General features: G+C 48.7%; 13 protein-coding genes and 1 pseudogene. 5 read left to right on the top strand and 9 right to left on the bottom strand.

Annotated features, from left to right (window positions below):
• Positions 1-381 precede the first annotated feature (381 nt).
• Positions 382-1986, bottom strand: a complete 1605-nt coding sequence (locus PRUB_RS21305) for an isocitrate lyase (protein ID WP_010381373.1) — start codon at positions 1984-1986, stop codon at positions 382-384.
• A 232-nt stretch (positions 1987-2218) separates the two neighbouring features.
• Between PRUB_RS21305 and PRUB_RS21310 the strand changes: the two genes are divergently transcribed.
• The 3 genes from PRUB_RS21310 to PRUB_RS21320 all read left to right on the top strand — a co-directional run bounded on the left by PRUB_RS21310 (position 2219) and on the right by PRUB_RS21320 (position 6132).
• Positions 2219-4390 (top strand): malate synthase G, encoded by a 2172-nt coding sequence (locus PRUB_RS21310; protein ID WP_010381375.1) that lies wholly within the window; start codon positions 2219-2221, stop codon positions 4388-4390.
• A 162-nt stretch (positions 4391-4552) separates the two neighbouring features.
• The gene (locus PRUB_RS21315) at positions 4553-4939 is read left to right on the top strand and encodes a hypothetical protein (RefSeq protein WP_040644535.1); all 387 of its coding nucleotides are present in this window, start codon (positions 4553-4555) and stop codon (positions 4937-4939) included.
• A 302-nt stretch (positions 4940-5241) separates the two neighbouring features.
• Positions 5242-6132, top strand: a complete 891-nt coding sequence (locus PRUB_RS21320) for a DUF2063 domain-containing protein (protein WP_040644538.1) — start codon at positions 5242-5244, stop codon at positions 6130-6132.
• An 11-nt stretch (positions 6133-6143) separates the two neighbouring features.
• Here PRUB_RS21320 and PRUB_RS21325 read toward each other — a convergent pair whose 3' ends face one another.
• The 6 genes and pseudogenes from PRUB_RS21325 to PRUB_RS21350 form a co-directional block, all read right to left on the bottom strand.
• Positions 6144-7811, bottom strand: coding sequence for a tetratricopeptide repeat protein (locus PRUB_RS21325; protein ID WP_010381381.1), 1668 nt, complete (start codon positions 7809-7811; stop codon positions 6144-6146).
• Positions 7812-8038: 227 nt separating this feature from the next.
• Positions 8039-8431 (bottom strand): universal stress protein, encoded by a 393-nt coding sequence (locus PRUB_RS21330; protein WP_040644536.1) that lies wholly within the window; start codon positions 8429-8431, stop codon positions 8039-8041.
• A 6-nt stretch (positions 8432-8437) separates the two neighbouring features.
• Positions 8438-9016: a universal stress protein gene (locus PRUB_RS21335; RefSeq protein ID WP_081694275.1), complete on the bottom strand. Its 579-nt coding sequence runs from the start codon at positions 9014-9016 to the stop codon at positions 8438-8440.
• Complete coding sequence (locus tag PRUB_RS21340) at positions 9003-10727, bottom strand: cation:proton antiporter (RefSeq protein ID WP_010381385.1); 1725 nt, start codon at positions 10725-10727, stop codon at positions 9003-9005. The genes PRUB_RS21335 and PRUB_RS21340 overlap by 14 nt, the downstream gene beginning before the upstream one ends.
• Before the next feature lie 623 nt (positions 10728-11350).
• Positions 11351-11796, bottom strand: a pseudogene (locus tag PRUB_RS21345) (Hsp20 family protein).
• 787 nt (positions 11797-12583) lie between these two features.
• Positions 12584-13831 carry a Tle-like phospholipase domain-containing protein gene (locus tag PRUB_RS21350; RefSeq protein WP_010381390.1) on the bottom strand — a complete coding sequence of 416 codons (1248 nt, stop codon included), beginning with the start codon at positions 13829-13831 and terminating at the stop codon, positions 12584-12586.
• Positions 13832-13989: 158 nt separating this feature from the next.
• Between PRUB_RS21350 and PRUB_RS21355 the strand changes: the two genes are divergently transcribed.
• Positions 13990-16467 (top strand): tetratricopeptide repeat protein, encoded by a 2478-nt coding sequence (locus tag PRUB_RS21355; RefSeq protein ID WP_010381391.1) that lies wholly within the window; start codon positions 13990-13992, stop codon positions 16465-16467.
• 5 nt (positions 16468-16472) lie between these two features.
• Positions 16473-16877, top strand: a complete 405-nt coding sequence (locus PRUB_RS21360; RefSeq protein ID WP_010381392.1) for a hypothetical protein — start codon at positions 16473-16475, stop codon at positions 16875-16877.
• A gap of 105 nt (positions 16878-16982) precedes the next feature.
• Here the strand turns inward: PRUB_RS21360 and PRUB_RS21365 are convergent, their stop codons facing one another.
• Positions 16983-17429, bottom strand: coding sequence for an Hsp20 family protein (locus PRUB_RS21365; protein WP_010381388.1), 447 nt, complete (start codon positions 17427-17429; stop codon positions 16983-16985).
• A gap of 311 nt (positions 17430-17740) precedes the next feature.
• Positions 17741-19318, bottom strand: coding sequence for an alkaline phosphatase D family protein (locus PRUB_RS21370; protein ID WP_010381393.1), 1578 nt, complete (start codon positions 19316-19318; stop codon positions 17741-17743).
• Between the last annotated feature and the right edge of the window lie 117 nt (positions 19319-19435).

Consider the following 19435-nt stretch of genomic DNA (forward strand, 5'->3'; position numbering starts at 1 on the left):
ATTTATGGACACCGGAGTTAGTAAAAATGTGGCCTGAGACGTATTTATTATTGCGCCTAGTCGAATTTTTCAGCTAAAAAGGCACTGTTTTTTCCTATTTTTTGACTAAAACAAGGTGCATAGCCTGCTTCTTCGTTATTCCCGTTCGGTAAAACTGCCAAATAACGCCCTGCTGATAAAATTCTGATCTCGATTGCCCGCGCAGGTAAAATGTTGATCCGTCATTTATCCGGCTGATAATAATAGAAGCCAGCTCGCTGAGCATTGACACTCGGTGTGGGGAGTTGGGTGCATAGGTAACCGTGGCACCTCAAAGCTGGTAAAAACTTGATCTAAAAAAGGGCCCGAAGGCCCTTGCTTGATTAAGGAACTTTATGACAATTAAAACTGGTTCATGGTGTTGGCTTCGCCACCGGCTTTCAGCGCATTCTCACCGCTGAAGTACTCTTTATGCGTATCACCTATATTGGAGCCTGCCAGATCCTGATGCTTCACTGACGCCTGTTCGCGGCGGATCTCTTGTCTTTGAACATCGCGGACGTATGCAAGCATACCCAGGTCGCCAAAATAGCCTTCTGCAAGAATGTCGGTACTCAGTGCCGCTGTGTGATACGTAGGTAAAGTGATCAGGTGGTGGAAAATACCGGCCTGAGCAGCCCCATCACGCTGGAAGGTACGTACTTTTGTATCTGCTTCAGCTGCCAGTTCTGACTGATCCAGCTCTGGTGCCATTAACGCTTTAGGATCTTGGTTGGGATCCGGATAAGCAGATAAGTCTTTACCCTGTGCCTGCCATTCTGCATAAACCTGTTCACGGAATTTCAGGGTCCAGTTGAATGACGGCGAATTGTTATAAACCAGTTTGGCGTTCGGTACTTGCTCCCGTACGCGGTTAACCAGCTCAGCAATTTGCTCTACATTGGGCTTTTCGGTTTCAATCCACAACAGATCGGCGCCTGATTGTAAGCTGGTAACGCAATCGAGCACCACGCGGTCTTTTTCGGTACCTTCTTTGAACTGGTACAGGCCATTGTCGAGACGCACCGGCTTGCGCAGTTCACCTTCCTGCTTAATCACCATATCCCCCTCTTCCAGGTCGGCTGCACTTGAGATCACTGTGGTATCCAGGAACGCATTGTACTGGCTGGCCAGATCGCCAGGCGTTTTCGAGACCGGAATTTTTTGAGTCAGGCTGGCACCTAAAGAATCCGTGCGCGCAACAATAATGCCATCTTCTACGCCCAGCTCGAGGAAGGCGTAACGTACCGCATTGATTTTTGCCAGGAAGTCTTCATGAGGTACTGTGACTTTACCTGCCTGGTGGCCACATTGTTTGGCATCTGATACCTGGTTCTCAATCTGGATGGCACAGGCACCCGCTTCAATCATTTGCTTGGCCAGCAGGTAAGTGGCTTCTTCGTTACCAAAACCGGCATCGATATCTGCAATGATAGGCACCACATGAGTTTCAAAATTATCGATTTGTGCTGTGATTGCTTGTACATCACCGCCCTGTGCTTTTGCCTCATCTAGCGCCTTGTAGAGGTGGTCGAGTTCACGTGCATCGGCTTGTTTTAAGAAAGTGTAGATCTCTTCAATCAGCTTAGGCACAGCGGTTTTTTCGTGCATACTCTGATCAGGCAGCGGGCCGAATTCAGAGCGAAGCGCAGCGACCATCCAGCCACTCAGATATACATAGGAACGCTTAGTGGTTTTATTGTGACGTTTGATGGCCATCATCATCTGCTGAGCAGTAAAGCCATGCCAGCAGCCCAGAGACTGCGTATACTGGCTGCTGTCTGCGTCATAAGCTGCCATGTCTTCGCGCATGATTTTTGCGGTATATTTGGCGATATCCAGACCCGTTTTAAAGCGGTTTTGTAAATGCATGCGGGTTGCAAATTCAGGGTTAATGCCCTGCCATGCATTGCCCTGAGACTGGCACAGTGTAGTAAGACGATCAATTTGAGAGGTATAACTGCTCATAACAAAATTCCTTCGAACGGGTTTAAGCTAACTGGTTTATGTATGTTCGCCAGGTTGCGAGTGTGAGAGTGCTTGCTGGCGTTTAAATAAACACTAGACCGACCAGTGAAATTTTTTAAATTTATAGTTGTTATTGCCAGTATATTTATTGTGAATGGTAAAAGGGGTTTGTTTTTACCGAATTTGGCTTATTTTAAAGTGACCCGTTCAAACCCGATCAAGGATCACTCACATGAGCTCTCATATTTTACAGGCTGGTTTACGTATTGATACGCGCCTGTTTGACTTTGTCGATCAGGCGCTGTTGCCTGGCACCCGGATTAACGCAGACGACTTCTGGTCTGGCTTTGCCAATATTATTCGTACGCTCACCCCTAAAAACCGTGCACTGCTGGAAAAGCGCGATAGCTTGCAAAAGCAAATTGATGACTACCATATAGCCAATCCAGGCTGGGATGCTGAAAAATATCGGACATTTCTGACCGACATAGGTTATTTGGTGCCTGCGGTTGAAGCACAAAGCATTACCACAGCGCAGGTTGAACCCGAAATTGCCCGTATCGCCGGTCCGCAGCTGGTGGTGCCTGTGAGTAATGCACGCTTTGCATTGAATGCGGCAAATGCCCGCTGGGGCTCTCTATACGATGCACTTTACGGTACCGATGTGCTATCCGAAGAAGATGGTGCGGAGCGTGCAAGTGCTTACAACCCGGTACGCGGCTTTAAAGTAATGGCTTATGGCCGCCAGTTGCTGGATCGTATGTTGCCGCTTGCGCATGGCTCACATATTGAAAGTACCAACTACGCAGTGGTTCAGGGTGAGCTGATCATCACGCTCAATGACTCCAGTCAGGTTAAGTTGACGGACCCCGCACAGTTTGTCGGATATAACGGACAGCCACAGAATCCGACGGCACTGTTGTTTAAGCATAATGATCTGCATTTTGAGATTCTGATCGATCCTCAGGATCCGATCGGAGAGGCTGATAAGGCCGGGATCAAAGACATTATTCTGGAGTCGGCCCTGACCACCATTATGGATTGTGAAGATTCAGTGGCCGCGGTAGACGCCGAAGATAAAGTGCAGGTTTACCGCAACTGGCTGGGCCTGATGCAGGGCACGCTCAAAGAGGAATTTGAAAAAGGCGGTCAATCCGTTGTGCGCTCGCTAAACGCAGATAAAGCATACCTGACACCTGATGGAGGATCGCTTACGCTCAAAGGCCGGGCGATGATGTTTGTGCGTAACGTGGGCCACCTGATGACCACACCTGCGATTTTAGATGAGCAAGGCGAAGAAGTCTTTGAGGGCATTGTCGACGCGGTGATCACCGCAACAGCGGCACTGCACGATCTGCACGGTGATGGCGCACTGAAAAACTCCAGTGCGCAAAGTGTCAATATCGTTAAACCCAAAATGCATGGCCCCGAAGAAGTTGCCTTTACCGGTGAGTTGTTCGATGCCGTTGAAGAGTTGCTGGGTTTGCCCGCTAATACCCTGAAAATGGGGATCATGGATGAAGAGCGCCGTACTTCGGTTAATTTGCAGGCCTGCATCAATGCAGCACAATCCCGTGTGGTGTTTATCAATACCGGGTTTTTAGACAGAACCGGTGACGAAATTCACACTTCGATGCTCGCAGGTCCGGTATTGCCTAAAGGCGAAATAAAAGCCCAACCCTGGATAGCAGCCTATGAAGATCGAAACGTAGATATAGGCCTGGCATCAGGGTTTGCAGGTAAGGCGCAAATAGGCAAAGGTATGTGGCCGATGCCTGACAAAATGGCGCTAATGATGGAGCAAAAGCTGGCTCATCCTAAATCCGGCGCGAATACCGCCTGGGTGCCCTCACCCACAGCTGCTACTTTACATGCGATGCACTATCACGATGTGAAAGTGGCCACATTACAACAGCAAATTGCACAGCGCCAGATGGCGAGCCTGGATGACTTGCTGACACCGCCATTGCTGGGTGAGCGTCAGTTAAGCGAAGAGGATATTCAGACTGAGCTAGACAACAATGCGCAGGGCATTCTGGGTTATGTGGTGCGTTGGATTGATCAGGGCATTGGCTGTTCTAAAGTCCCTGACATCAATCACATCGGCCTGATGGAAGACAGAGCGACTCTGCGTATTTCCAGTCAGCACATTGCTAACTGGCTGCATCATGGCATTTGCACCGAAGAACAGGTTAAGCGCACGTTTGTCCGTATGGCGACCATTGTTGATGAGCAAAATAGTCATGATCCTCACTATGTGCCTATGAGTGGCGACAATATGGCGGATAACCTGGCGTTTTCGGCTGCTCTGGCGTTAGTGCTTGACGGTAAGGCACAACCGAATGGTTACACTGAACCTCTGTTGCATGCGTACCGACGTCAATATAAGCAACTTGCTCAGTAGGATATATGGCTGGTTTGGGTAACAGAGTGTAAAGGGGCTTTACGCTCTGTTGCCCGGTAAAATGTCAGCAGATGTAAGAATGCGTCAGATTTATGTCATAACCCGTTGTATTATTTTAGTGCAGTGCATACTCTTACCTGAAAGTGATAAATACGGATGATAATGACTATGCTGTCAGGGAAATACACCTTAGCAGGAATCAGTGCTTTGTTTTTGTCGGGCTGTGTTTTTGTGCCGCATACCGAGATGACCTTTGATGAGTATTGCGGCGTTTATAAAGAATCTACCAGTATCAAAATGGCACCGCGTGCTGCCAGTAATCTGGTGTTTCACGAACTCGAACTGGCTGGCGGTCTGGCACTGGCTATGTCCAACGGTGTGGTTAACGCACAGGAACGCCAGGCTTACAAAGAGGCCTGCCTGGCAAATGGCATCGATATAGACGCCGAGCGCAAGCTGAGTGCTGATACTTCTGTGCTTCAATCAAAGCAGCAACAAGCGTGCGACGAGCACGCGTCTGATTTATGTGAGATTGAACGACGCCGCTGATCCGGCTTTTTATTGCCGTGACTTTTTCCTTCCGATTCTTCTTTAGCGCCACCAGCTTATTTTGACGTCTGGCGGTAGCCTGTGTGCAGGTAAAACTTTTGACGTCTGGCGTATCGGTATGTCTGATATCAAGCGCCAATAACCCGCCGTTTGACTGGTTTGAATTCTAAGACAAAGAGACGCAAAGACCAGAACCCTTTGATAGTTATGGGTTAGTGAATATTGGTGCTATTTTATACGCTCGTGGTATGAGAAATGCATCAACACTCAGACCTAGCACACAGTTTAAAACCGGTAGCAAAATGACGTACTCAACCCCGGAGCTCAGCCAGTTGCAGTACTGGTTGTCTCAAGTTTCAAATTCTCATGGTGATGTGTCACAAAAGTGGCTCACATCTGGCCTGTCTTTAAAACAAGGCGCTAAAGCAGCGTCTCGTTTAGCCGCAGAACATCAACAGCAAACGTATTCCGCAGCACATATAAAGCGGCTGAAGGCGTGTCTGAAAGGCGAATTTAGTTTGCTGTGCGCCTTGATGGGCGAAGATGTTTTTGACGTGTTCGCCAAGGCATGCGTGATGGCTTTACCATCTCAGGCCTTGACCTTTCATACTCTGGGTAAAGCCTTTGTGCGATTTTTGGCTAATTCCTGGCCGCAAGGCAAATTCAACGCCAGCCAAAGTGCGCTGTTTGAGGTGTATGTGGAGCTGGCCCGTTTTGAACGTGCCAAAGCCGAAGTGCTGGCTGCCGAAGGATTTGAGCAAATGCCACCAGCAGAATTCGCACTGAACGAGTTTGAACTGCTGGGCGGCGGTGCATCACTGAACATTATGGTGCCTGACTGTGTGCGTTTACTGGTGAGTGAGTACGATATACTCCCCCTATTATCTCAGCTGGAAAATCGTCAAACGATAGGCGCCGAATCGCCTGCTATGCCAGCCAGAGAAACCCGTTATATTGCCCTGACCCAGCAAAATGGCCAGCTGATCGCCCAACCTTTGACTCACTGGCAGGCCGATCTGTTAAGTCACTGCAATCATGCGACCTCGTTTGAACAGGCGCTGGAACACAGCGCCCGTCGTCAGGGGATGGAACCAGCTGTACTCAGAGCGCGAATGGCGATGTGGCTGCCAGTCGCCGTCGCCAGTGGCCTGTTGGTGGTGGAAACGGCAAAACGTCCGACAGCAACCACCTAGGAGCTCTTCTACTACTTATAAGCACAGCGTGAGGGGCGAATATCCAGCTTTGCAGAAAATTTGCTGGCTAATTGGTGGCGCCAGTACGGTGCCATCATCTCTTTGTTGGGGGCTTTAGGGCCGAGCGTCACGTACTCAATCGGCGCCAGATGGTTGTCTCTGTGTAGCTCCAGATATAAACGCGGGGCAGTGCCTTTGGCAAAGTCCGGGTCCTCGCTTTTAATTTCTTTTGCACCATAGTCCAGATGCGAGACGATCACTCTGTGTTCCTGCTCATCTTTATAGTTGGCATCTTTTAACAAATAAGGCAGCGGGCCAAGCAGCCAGGCAAGTATTTGCAGCTTTTCGGGCGTCGGGTTCTTACCAACAAACTTATCGACTTCTTTTTTGAGATCTTTGAAGTAAGATTGCAATTTGGTTGCACCCTGACCCAGTAGTTTGAAATTATCTTTTAGATACACAACCCGATAGAATGCTGCGCTTTCCTGTGGCGACTGGCCGGTATTGGCAAATGAGGGCATTTGTTCTTCTTGTTCTGTGTGGCTACCCTGCTCTGCCATTAAACGATAGTCAAAAAAGCGCTCTGTATTAAAAGTTATGGCGCAGCCACAGGCATCGTCATTTAAATGGTTTTTACTGTAAAAGCGCCACATATTCAGGCTGTCACTGTCCGGTAAAAAGCAGCCGATAAATACCGGATTACCCTCTTCCGGCTCATAGCCCAGCTCTTGCCATAGCAATTTGCCTTCATTGGGGTCATTCACCGCGTTAATATGCCCCAGTCTGAAAGGGCTTTTTTCCAGTAAGATTGCTTGGCCCACGTCGAAGGAGGTGTAGTGAGTCATTGTAAGGTTTTTTCTTACTTGAAGGTGAAAGAGTATCAGTTCTCTTAACGTGCTGATTGACTTAGATTTTTCAAAACGTCCCGCTCTATCAACTAGCTCATAAGCTTCAAAGCTTAGTTCCGGGTCTTTGAGAATCCGCTCACACAGTGCTTTTGTCCGAACGTAACTTTGTTTTACACCATCACCTTGAAAATAACTGAAGGCCAGATTGAGCTGGGCACGGTTATTTCCTTTCTTTGCGGCGAGGCGATAATATTTATTAGCTTCTTTACTGCTCTGTTTTACTCCTCTGCCAAAATCGTACATGTAACCTAAATTACACAGAGCTCTAGTATTGCCTTGATCTGAAGCCAATCGATACCATTTTACGGCCTCAGTATCGTTTTTCTTTATGCCGTTACCTCGTGCGTACATGAAGCCTAGCTCATATTGAGCGAGAGCATTTCCTTGTTGTGCTGCCTTTCGGTACAATTTTACGGCTTTTGTATCGCTTTGCGTTATACCTTCTCCTCGTACGCACAATACGCCCAGGTTATATTGAGCACTAGCATGTCCTTGCTCTGCGGCCTGTTGGTACAGTTTTACGGCTGCTTCATCGCTTTGCTCGAAGTATTGTCCCATTCTGTACATATAGCCGAGACTATATTGTGCATGGGCTTCTCCTTGTTCTGCAGCTTTTCCAAACCAATAAACAGCTCTCTCATAATTTTGCTCGACTGTCTCACCAAAATAATAGGCATCAGCCAACGTATTTTGCGCCACGGCATCGCCACTCTGGGCTTGCTCAATCAGTGCTTCAATCTCTGGGGATAGTTCGGGGTTGTGTTCTGACATCAATATTCCTTTTAAACTGCTTAACCCCGCTAGTATCATGAATGGGGTTTTATACCTTTATTAAACGGTATTTTGTGATGTCTGACAATGGGATAGATTTTACCCATTGAGTACAGTTTTACTGTACGAGGATAAAAGCCCTATAGCAGTATTGGCGTCGGCGAAGTGATAAAAGCCAGAAAAATGGCCCACGACTCGTCAGCCGGTGGACCACAGAGTTAACCCGGTTACTTGATTGGCGTCTGAAAGCCTTTGGGCTTTATGGCCAGTACGGAGCACTGGGTTTGTTCCAGTATAGATCCGGCGGTGTTGCCTATGATCAAACCTGGAATGCCGACACGGCCTACTGTGCCCATCACGATTAAGTCAATCTTGTGTTTTTGTGCCAGCAGGGGGATCTCTTTGCTGGCTTTGCCTTTGACCTGATGCAGCTTGGGTTGCAGATACTGAACGGCTGACTTGTCGAACAGTGCGTCCATTTTTGTCACTAGCCGGGCCAGCTTAGTGGCACAGTCTCTGCGCCCCTGCTCTACGTAGTCGTCCACCTGTTCGTCCGACTGATGGGCAAAGGTGCCGTAACGTAACCAGTCTTCGGCGTAAGCATCCCAGGCGCTGCCCATATGCAGTTAAGACGGCTTCGGCAGGCTCAGCGCCACACTGTACTCCATCACGGCCTGATTGAGCTTGTCCTGTACTTGTTCATCATCTAATTCTCTGAAGCTGTCGTTCACGTCAACCGTGGCCAGGATCTTATCAAAGGCATCAAGCTGGCAGGGTTTTAGCATCAATACGGGACAGGGGCATTTGCGTAATAAGTGCATGTCTTCACTGCCAAGCATGCGATCCATCCAGTCTGCATCCTCGGCGCACTTTACCACCAGATCGCATTGATCATCGATCGCGCGCCTGATGATCTCTATAAAGCCGATCCCGGTGCAAACGATGATATTGGGATCCAGGTTGTTATCCAGTGTTTTGATTTTCGCTTCGATGGCGGCCCGCTTATTGGCGAGCAACTCAGTAAGCTTGCTGGCATACTCCGCTTTACTGGTAAAGAAGGTGCGCCAGTGTTTGACCTCTTTCAGTACTGAAATAAAAGTGATGTCTGCCTGATTATCTTGTGCGAGGCGGAGCACCTGTATAACGGCGGTGTCCATCGTTGCTTCTGGGTCTACCACACATAGAATTCTGTTAAATCGTGTCATTAGTCACCTCTGTATGAGTGCTGGCTGGGGTCGCTGCTCTTACCCGCTCTACCGCCCGTTCAGCGGCGTCATGAAATGGCATCAGTACCAGGGTTGCGCCTCTTTCTTCTAACAGGGGTTGGTCGTGCTGGTGCTGGGTTGAAATGGCAATACCGCCGCTATAGTGTTGTTGTTTCAACCCGTCCAGCAGCGCCAGACGAGGGTCTTCATGCGTTACCCCTAAATCATGTTGTGGCATAGCTGATACCACCCACTTAACGCCCTGTAGCGGCAGGTCGTTCACAAAAGCCGGATCACTGGCATCGCCATACATCACCAGGTGGCCATCGTTACGCCAGCGTCTGACTTCGTCGGGGTTAAAGTCTACGGCCAGCAGACTGAATCCTTCTTTTTGCAGGTAGTGAGCCAATGCCTTACCGTAACGGCCAAGACCAAACAGAATGACATCGTAAGCCTGCTCAGACGAGGGCTGGTTTTCCAGCGCAGCTTCTCTGAATGGCTGGTCGCGTTCAAACACACTTAACCAGCGTTCCAGCTTGTTATACAAACCGTGAGAATAGGTGATCATATATACCGACATCGCGATAGTGATCAGACCCACCAGCGTGACCAGTCCTAAAGAGTCGGCTGTGACATGACCTATGGTGAGTCCCATGGCCATAAAGATCAGGGAGAACTCACTGATCTGTGCGACGGTTAATCCCGCCAGAAAGCCGGTGCGTTTGCGATAGCCCATCAGCCCCATGATCACCATCACAATAATCGGGTTGCCAATTAACACAAATAAAGAGAGTATCAGCGCTGGGAAAACTTGTGAGCCAAGTAAGCTGAGATCCAGCTGGGTGCCCAGGGCGATAAAGAAAAACAGTAACAGAAAGTCGCGCAATGAGGCTAAGCGAGCAACAATGGCTTCTCTGAATGGGGTAGATGCCAAAGAGATACCTGCCAGCAGGCCGCCCAGCTCTTTACTAAAGCCCAGTTGGCTGCCTATCGCCGCCAGTAAGGTGGCCCAGCCGATAGCAAAGGTGATGAGTAGCTCCTGAGAGCGTGCTATTCGACTGACCAGTGGCGTTGCCAGATAGCGAATAAACACCAGGACAAATGCCAGCATGATCAACCCATAAAGTAGTACACTGCCAACCTGAGCCAGGGCGGATTGCGTGCCGCCCGACTGTGCCCCTATGCCCATGGCCGAGAGCACCATCATGGCCAGTACCACTACTAAATCTTGAACTATCAAAAAGCCCACAGCTATGCGTCCATGCAGGGAGTCGACTTCGCGTTTATCGGACAGTAGTTTAACTATGATAATGGTACTGGAAAAGGTCAGCGCGACGGCCACATACACAGCGGTAACGGTATCCAGTCCCAGCATTTTGCCTAGTACAAAGCCAATGGCTGAGGTAAATGCAACCTGTCCCAGTCCGGTGGCCAGTGCGACGGGCCCGAGTGTGCGAATGAGTTTAAGGTCGAGCTTAAGGCCAACCAGAAATAGCAGTACAGCAATGCCCAGTTCGGCAAGTAGTTCTATGTGCGCATGGGATTGAACAATATTCAACGCCGAAGGCCCGGCTATCACCCCTACGGCAATAAAGCTGACAATCATAGGCTGGCGCAGCAACACGCCGACAAAACCCAGTGCCGCGGCCAATACCACCAGGGCAGTGAGCTCATAAAAAGCAGACAGGTGGATAAAACTCAGATCTGGCATTGCACCTCCTTTTTTCGCGTCCAATGGCTTACAAGCGTGATCTTAGTGGTCGTCAGCTTCACAACTCATCACGCAAAAATCAATCTAAGTTCTGGGTATCTACGCTGACTATGTTCTACATCAAAATAGCAACAGAAATGCGCCGTGGCATGGGTTTTATAGTATGAATTTACCGTATTTATAGGCAGTTATACTCGAAGTGTTATGAATCTGATTAGCCCGTAAAAGAGCCACACGAGTGGTGGTGTTTATTTGGTGATGGCCTGGGCTGCATTGATTTGGATGTTATACCAATTTCCCTTAATACCTGGTCTATTTGAAGGAGCAAATAGGACGCTAACAGCGTTAAAAATTTCTCATTTAGAACAACTAAATAGCAAAATTTTTGCCTTGTTATCGACCCTATTTTCTCGCCTCAAAATAGATCACTTAATTAAGCAAATTGGTATTATTCTGGATTGGGTTTAGAGTTGAAAAAGTCGCATGTCAGGCTGACTTTTACCGATTTGATTTGGTGTTACGAGGCGTCATAAGCATAAAAAAGCCGCCCTTTCGGACGGCTGGTGGGAATTCAACAATGTAATACAAGGAAAAGGGAGTGACTAATTACTACTCTTAAGGTGCTAACCTTCTATAAGCTTACCGGTGCCAATTTCAATTTTTCTTGGCTTTAACGCTTCCGGTACTTCGCGTTCCAGGTCAATCAATAGCAGGCCGTTTCAAGCGAAGCGCCAATCACTTTTACATGGTCGCCCAGCTGGAATTTGCGCTCAAAGTTGCGCTCGGCTATGCCCTGGTGAATAAATTTACGGTCGGTTTTGTCTTCTTTATTTTGCTTCTCGCCCTTGACGCTCAGCGTGTTGTTTTCCGACTCCAGCGACAACTCCTGCTCCGTAAAGCCGGCCACTGCCATGGTAATTTGGTATTTGTCTTCAGCTAAGGCTTCGATGTTGTATGGCGGGTAGCTGGGCTGTTTTTCGCTGCTACGCTGCGCTGCATCCATCATAGATGCAAGGTGGTCAAAGCCGATGAATGAACGGTAAAGGGGTGATAAATCTACTGTACGCATAATCGTATCCTCATAAAGCGATAATTAAGCCATTTACTCTTTGCAATAAACCAGTAAATAGCGGGTTTTTAACTCTAATATTACTTAAATAAAGACTTTTAAAACAAAATCTTAGTTTGGTTTTGGACCCTGTCGGCGTCCTCACAAATCTATCTATGGCCGGGGCAAACGCTTTTCAAGCAAGTTTTTTGAAAAAAGTTTGAGTGTTTTTTATATCTTTGATTTTAATTGATTTTTATTTTTGGTTATTTGCTATGGATCTTTGCTCAGGTCATCCACCGTTTTGCTGCCAGTGGTTCCCGGCTCAAGGCCGGGATGACGGAAGTGAAGCCGAGATGATGGAGGCTACTCGTTATTATTCTCAAGCGGGGGCGCCGAGCCTGCGACGATATTTAATCGTTAAAGTTGGGAGTAAAGTACGTCCCTGTAGTTATGTCCATCGCGCATCTCGACAATGTGCTCCTGCATTGTTCTACTTCCCACATCCATGTAGGTCCATGCGCTCATCTCCTCATGCGGGGGCGCCGAGCCTGCGACGATACTTAATCGTTAAAGCTGGGAGTAAAGTACGTCCCTGTAGTTATGTTCATCGCGCATCCGTGCACTCATCTCCTCAAGCTGCGACGATACTTAATTGTAGGTTTTTCAATGTGTTATAAGTAAAGTACATCCCTGTAGTTGCGTCCATCGCGCATCCATGCGCTCATCTCTTCAAGCTGCGACGATACTTAATCGTCGGTCTTTCGTCGTCCATCCAGGGCTCGCGTCCACTGACAAAAGGCGATACTTAATCGCCTTTTGTAGTGGACCCCCAAAAATTTGTGCGGAATTTTAGGCCTGCGCCTATGCTGGCGTCCGGGGTGATAAATAGTTGGCTCGGGCGGGCTGTTGGATCTTGCCAGTTGTGGTAGAGCGGGATCAGGCGTTCTTTGATCATATTTTCAAGCGAATGATTCACAAAGAGGTTTTTATCCGGGAAAGCCGGGAATTCGACTTCGTTTTCGTCATGGCGCAATGCCGAAGAGGAAATTGGATCATAGTCAGTGCGGAAGTTGATCACATTACGCAGGCGCATGGTGTTGGCGAAATAACGGGCGTAAGTGTCGATGATCTTAGTGCCGGGTGAGGCAAAAACCCGGGTTTGAATGCCTGTGCGTACGCCTGAGTCGACTGCGGTATAGCCGCCGAGGCTATGGCCGGTTAGCACTACGTTATGGCTGTTTGTCGTTTCGGGTATCTGGTAGCCGGGGGCAACAGATGCCTGATTGGGTGGATACTGATCCAAAATGTGCTGACAAAACTCATACGCGGTGCGTTGCCAGGCGATGTCGGTTTCGGCCAGGTTGGCGAAAAAAAGTTTAAAGTCTTCGTACAGGTCACCGGTGTTAAACGGATTGGTGCCCTTGTAGGCAATGATGACTTCTTCTTCCAGGCTTTCAGAGGCAATGGCTGGTACTTTGACCGCGAAGGCATAAACGCCGTCTACATTGAGTAATGAATCAATAATCTCCAGCTTACCGTTTGTCAGCATTAACTTTTGATACAGAGGGTCATCGTGGTAGGCAAATGAGCCACCGGGTTCCAGGCTATACGCATAGGCTGACGCGAAGGCATATCGTAGCACCTTGTTGTAGGCTATCACATCCAGACTGTTGCTGATTTCTTTTGCCTGTGAGGGCGTGAGCACGGGGTATTCCCAGCCGACGCTGCGGTCTGAGGCAAAAAAGCTGATGTTATTACTGTACTGAGGACCAAATTGCTGCGCCAGAGTGACCCGGCTTAATTCCTCAAGGGTTGCCTGTGCCTGGGCATCGCTGACCTCAACGCCATTGATTTTATCTACCACAAAATAGTTGCCATAAATGGCCGTGAGCGCGTTATCGTGCCAGTGTCCCTGCAATTTGGCATAGTCATCGCCTGCCAGCATCCAGTGTTTTTTCACCAATTGTGAGCGCGGTATAAAGCCCGTATGTATGCCATAGCTTTGTACAAAGGTGGTGTCTTGTTTGGTGGTCAGTGGGGTTGAGTCCAGCATAGTTATCCTCCCGGATTGTGGTTTCCGAGAGCAAGTATGGAACACAATCTGTGGTGTGCCAGTTACACGAGCTTACAGAGCTGGGTAACTGTTATCCCTTGCCTGACCTGTAGTGCTGGATTAGGATGAAAAATAAGCAAACACCAGGGAGAATAGGTATGGCTGAGCGCAGCGTTTCAGTGCAGGGCAGTGCCAATCAGAGCATTATTATTAGTGGTGATCATAATCAGGTGGGAGGTGCGGTGGAATTTCGCATTCCGCTGGTGCGCCATCATACCCCTGCCCGGCGGCGTCGAGGTTCGCAAACCCCACCGAATGTGCTGGATATTCTCAGCGCGCACAACAAAGCATTGAAATTGCTGGGCCGGGGGCACGAGCTAAAGTTACTCAATGAATGGCTAAGTGACGACAGGGATATTTCCGTCTTTGCCATCACTGCCTCTGCAGGCAGTGGCAAAACGCGACTGGCCATTGAGCTGTGCGAGCAGGCAGAGCAGCAACCGGGTTGGGCTGCGGGTTTTGTACGTAGCGACGACTTGGCACAGCTGGCGCATGCCTTTAAATTTGCCCAGGCAAACTGGTCTCATTCTTTATTGCTGGTGGTTGATTACGCCGGCGCCAATGCTAAGGCACTAGCGCAATGGCTGGATGCCCTGTCTCAGCTCGACGAGCTGGTCGATGGCATCCGGGTGCGTATCTTGCTGCTGGAGCGCGAAGCCAGTAAAGAGGCTGGCTGGTGGCACACGCTAACGGGCTCTGCGTTAGGTAGCGACCAGGCGCGACTTGACCTGTTTACCCAGTTTGAGCCCTATGCGCTGGCTGGGCTGAGTGATATCTCATTACGGCGAGCAGTATTGTGTGCTGCGCTGAATGCTGCGCAAGCGCTGGTGCCGCACCCTCAAACTAGTACAATCCCCGAGGTCGGTGAACAAGCCGACTTTGATACTGCGCTGGCCGACCCGCAATTTGGTAATCCACTGGCGCTGGTTATGGCCGGTATTCTGTGTCGGGACATGTTGCCGCGCGCGGCCTTATCATTACATTATCTGGCTGCGGCCGAAAAACTGGCGCAGCGAGAAATCGACCGCTTTTACAAATGTTTTGGCGAAGGGGGCGATGCCATTAAGCTGGCTCATTGCCTGTGCTTTCATTTACTGTGTGGCGGGCTCCGTATTGCCGATATGCGCCAGACGCTCAGCGCTGAGCTGGTAGCCATGGGCTGGCATAGTCCAAGCCTGGATAAAGAACTGCAGGCATTGCAGCAAGCGTTTCCGCCAACGGATGACGGGGGCGAATCAGTCAGGCTGTCAACCACTCAGCCAGATCTGATTGCCGAGGCTATGTGTATACAGCTGCTGCAAAGTGATCAGGAGCGTAACTTAAAAGCGCCTGCAATTTTGGCCCGGACCCTTGAATATGGTCTAGAGCATGCGGCTGCAGCGCTAGTTCGTCTGCTACAGGACTTTGCCTGCCCGGTTAGCCAGCCAGACGCAAAACAGGCTCAGTTGTTGCTGTGGGCAGATGAGTTGATAGATGCTAATCAACATAACCCGTTATTGTTGGCATTACTTGACGGTGCTATCCCACTTAGCTCCCTGACGTTAGCTGAGTTGGCTTGTAAACTAGCTAACTTACTATACCTGCATGCAGAGAAACAGACACAAACGCCAATGTCTGAACAAGATATCGCCAGATTGGCTAAATCAATAAATAACTTTGCCAATCGACTAAGCGTTCTTGGTCAGCGTGAAAGTGCCTTAGCATTCGTGCTGAAAGCTGTAGAGCTAAGGAGAAAGTTGGCCAAGAGAAGGCCTGAACGCTTTTTGCCTGATTTGGCGATGTCCTTGAATAGTCTGGCTAATCGACAGGGTGAACTGGGCGCTCATGAAGCTGCTTTAGCTAGTGCTCTTGAAGCTCTTGAATTTAGAAGGGAGCTTGCTCAAATCAATCCGGATAATTTTCTACCCGACTTGGCAACATCGTTGAATAACATTGCTAACCAACAAGGTGAACTAGGCCTGCGTGAGGCTGCCCTATCAAATGCGCTTGAAGCCGTTGAGCATAGAAGAGAGCTTGTGAAAGTCAATCCAGAAGCTTTTTTGCCTGACCTGGCAATATCCCTCAATAATCTTGCTAACCGACAAAATGAACTCGGTGATAGTAAAGCTGCCCTATCAAATGCGCTTGAAGCAGTTGAATATAGGAGAAAACTGGCTCAAATGCACCCTGATGTCTATCTGCCTGATTTGGCTATATCACTTAACAATCTTGCCAATATCCAAAGTGATCAAGAGCAGCGAGAAGCTGCTCTGTCAAACGCACTTGAAGCTGTGAAACACTTTCGGGCACTGGCTCTGGCAAGCCCGGATGCGTTTGTGCCAGATCTTGCCATGTCGTTGAATAATCTTGCTAACCGACAGAGTGATTTAGGGCTTTACACACCAGCCCTTTCCAGTGGATTTGAGGCAATACAGATGTTATTTCCCTATTTTATAAAATGGCCACAAGCATATAAAACATGGATGAAGGTGATGTTGCGTAATTACCGAGTTGCTTGTGAAGCGTTAGCGCAAATACCAGATAGTGAACTGATCCATTCAATCGTCGAAAAACTCAATGAATTAGAACAGGAGTAACTCCAATGTCAGACAGGACAATAAAGGTGGGTGGCAATGCCAATGGCGCGGTGATAAACACAGGTGATCATAATCAGATTTATGCCGCTCCCAACATCACCATGCCTGAGCCTCAGACGGTGGATATTCAGCAGGCGCTGAGTAAGTTAACCACAGCGTTGGGTGAGCTTGGCATTGCGCAGCCGCGCAAGCTGAATAATGCGTTGGAGGAGGCACAAGAAGAAATCGAACAGGCGCAGCCGGATAAGGCTGAGGTAGCAGAGTCGCTGGCCCGTGCGGCTAAAATAGCCAAAGAGGCTGAAAGCTTTGCCAGCCATAGTGAAAAGCTGGTCGAGCGTTTTACTCCGGTGCTGGGCTGGTTAGGTCCACATGCCACCCGGGTGGCCGAGGCACTGGGCGTGGCAATTTAGATAATCTCTTACAGCACACAAAAAAGCCGCCCTTGCGGGCGGCTGGTGGAAATTCAACAATGTAATACAAGGAAAAGGGAGTGAGTAGTTACTACTCTTAAGGCATCAGCCTTCAATCAGCTTACCGGTACCAATTTCAATTTTTCTTGGCTTCAACGCTTCCGGTACTTCGCGCTCCAGGTCAATCAGTAACAGGCCGTTTTCAAGCGAAGCGCCAATCACTTTTACATGGTCGCCCAGCTGGAATTTGCGCTCAAAGTTGCGCTCGGCAATGCCCTGGTGAATAAACTTTCGGTCGGTTTTGTCTTCTTTATTTTGCTTCTCGCCTTTGACGCTCAGCGTGTTGTTTTCCGACTCCAGCGACAACTCCTGCTCCGTAAAGCCGGCCACCGCCATGGTAATTTGGTATTTGTCTTCAGCTAAGGCTTCGATGTTGTACGGCGGGTAGCTGGGCTGTTTTTCGCTGCTGCGCTGCGCTGCATCCATCATAGATGCAAGGTGGTCAAAGCCGATGAATGAACGGTAAAGGGGTGATAAATCTACTGTACGCATAATCGTATCCTCATAAAGCGATAATTAAGCCATTTACTCTTTGCAATAAACCAGTAAATAGCGGGTTTTTAACTCTAATATTACTTAAATAAAGACTTTTAAAACAAAATCTTAGTTTGGTTTTGGACCCTGTCGGCGTCCTCACAAATCTATCTATGGCCGGGGCAAACGCTTTTCAAGCAAGTTTTTTGAATAAAGTTTGAGATTTCTTTTATGTTTTTGATATTTAATGGCTTTTATTCTTGGTTGGTAAGGCTAAAAAGTGGCACGGATGCGCCCTGATAACGCAAAAGTGCCACTTGTATTTGTTATTAAACCAGTTTGGCTTTGCCTGCCTTGACGGTATAACGTTTGCCAATATGTGACTGGTCATTCTTAAAGCCGACAAACGGCACATGGTGCCAGCTGGCATTCAGCTCGTCCTGAGTGATGTCCAGGGTTACAAAACCGCGATTGGCGAGGTCGACATAACGGATGTGAGGATTCTCCGGGATCAGAATTTTACCAACATCACCAACCAACTGCTGCAAACCTGGTACCGGGATCGACGGTGATGTCACCGAAGAAGTCACGATCTCTACTGCGATGGCCCCTTCATGAGTGAAGCGGTTGTATTCGTGCCAGTCATAGGGGTTTTTACAGATGTTTGCGGCCCAGGAAGAATGTACATCACCGGTTAAAAACACCACGTTATCTATCTGGTTTTGTTCGATAAAGTCTAACAGGCGATGACGTGCGGCCGGATACCCGTCCCAGGCATCACCATTAATGGGTTTACCCAGCATCTGAATTTGCATCATCTGCACTTGCTGGCCCAATAACTTCCACTGCACGCCATTTTGTTTAGCCTCAAACAGGTTGTCGTATAACCATTGCTCCTGCGCATAACCCAGTAAAGTTCGAGATTCATCCAGGCGAGCCGGATCTTTGATCTCAACTTGCTGATCACGGCCGATCAGGCGGGTGTCGAGCATATTCAGATCCAGCAAAGATCCAAACTGGAAGCGGCGATAAGATCGTTCCCGGTTGTTATCGCTGGGTTCACGGATCGGCATCCACTCATAATAGGCTTTAATGGCGGCCGCTTTACGGGTTTGCCAGTCACCCTCACCGTCATTGTGGTTCTCTGCCCCGCCCGACCAGGTATCGTTGGTGAATTCGTGGTCATCCCAGATACAGATCATCGGGTGAGTCTGATGTAGGGTTTGCAAGTCTTCGTCAGTTTTATAACAGGCATGACGAACCCGGTAGTCATCCAGGGTCACCATTTCGTGGGCGGGCTGAACTTTACGATTCCATAGGAACGGGTTGCGATACACATCTTTGTTGCCGTATTCGTACAGGTAATCACCAAGGTGCAGCACCGCATCCAGATCATCAATTTCGGCGATACGTGCATACACGTTAAAGTAGCCGTAGCTAAAGTGCGAGCAGGACGTCATGGCCAGTTTTACCTGGCTGACATCATAGGCAGGCAGCGTCTTTGTACGGCCTGTTGGCGAGATAACTGGCTCATCCAATTCATCGATGATAAAGCGATAAAAATATCGGGTATCAGGTGCCAGCCCGGTTGCATCGACCTTAACGGTAAAGTCGCGCTGTCCATCTGTGATCTCATAGCCCTCAGCAATCAGATGAGAAAACTGCGGATCTGCACTAACTTGCCAGAGTACTTTAACACTGAGTGTATTCATATCAACTCGCTGCTGCACTTCTGGTGGAATGGTAATGCGGGTCCACAGGATCACCCGATCATCCAGTGGGTCGCCACTGGCAACGCCATGGCTGAACGGGCTCTGAGAAAAAGTACAGCCGCTCAGTCCTAAAGTAAGCGGGACGGTTGACAGCATCAGGCTGGTTTTAAAGAAATCGCGACGGGATAGACTCATAAGTAAATACTCTAATTATCATTTTTGGGCCGTATTTAAACGTGTGTATGTTAATTTTATATAACAAAAATATTACATTTAACCAATGAGGTGGCCAATCTGACATCTTTGATTTAA

Source organism: Pseudoalteromonas rubra, from assembly GCF_000238295.3.
Lineage (GTDB): Bacteria > Pseudomonadota > Gammaproteobacteria > Enterobacterales > Alteromonadaceae > Pseudoalteromonas > Pseudoalteromonas rubra.